Below are 762 nucleotides of genomic sequence, written 5' to 3' on the forward strand. Positions count from 1 at the left end.
TGGTTTCGGCGGCCATGGTCGCTTCGATGAAGCCGGGCTCGGTGCTGGTCGACCTCGCCGTCGAGCGCGGCGGCAATGTCGAAGGCGCCGTGGCGGGTCAGGTCGTCACCACCGCCAACAACGTCAAGATCGTTGGCCATCTCAACGTGCCCGGCCGCGTCGCTGCATCCGCCTCGCTGCTCTACGCCCGCAACCTGTTCGCCTTCCTCGAGACATTGGTCGACAAGACGACGAAGACGCTCGCCATCAACCGCGACGACGACCTGGTCAAGGCAACCATGCTGACCGACGGCGGCAAGGTCGTGCATCCGGCTTTTGCCAAAGCGGCGGAACAACCGCATGTCGAGCCGGCGGCGATCCCGGCCAAGACCATGGTTGCCGACGCCGCCGCGCCGAAGAAAGCAGCGCCTAGGAAATCGGCTGCTGCCAAGCCGAAGGGGATCGCGTGATGGATCAGACTTTGCAGAAAGCCCTCGACCAACTCGATCAGGCGTCCGCCGCCGTCCGGCTTGCGGTGCAGAATCTGGCCAATGCCCCCGGCGGCGCCGATGCAGCGGGCGATGCCGCGCACGCGCTGTCCGGCGGCGCCATCGATCCCTTTGTCTTCCGCTTCGCCATCTTCATCCTGGCGATCTTCGTCGGCTATTATGTCGTCTGGTCGGTGACCCCGGCGCTGCACACGCCGCTGATGGCGGTCACCAACGCCATTTCCTCTGTCATCGTCGTCGGTGCGCTGCTTGCGGTCGGCATTGCCGCCTCCGG

At 65.7% G+C, this 762-nt stretch carries 1 protein-coding gene and 1 pseudogene; both read left to right on the forward strand.

Features of this window, described 5'->3' with window-relative positions:
* Positions 1 to 449, forward strand: a pseudogene (locus P3C39_RS32850) (NAD(P)(+) transhydrogenase (Re/Si-specific) subunit alpha); the annotation flags it as partial.
* On the forward strand, positions 446 to 762 hold a 317-nt coding region (locus P3C39_RS32855; protein ID WP_275955082.1), incomplete at its 3' end, for a proton-translocating transhydrogenase family protein. The pseudogene P3C39_RS32850 and the gene P3C39_RS32855, both read left to right, overlap by 4 nt.

This window comes from Mesorhizobium sp. XAP4 (assembly GCF_029269325.1).
GTDB classification, from domain to species: domain Bacteria; phylum Pseudomonadota; class Alphaproteobacteria; order Rhizobiales; family Rhizobiaceae; genus Mesorhizobium; species Mesorhizobium ciceri.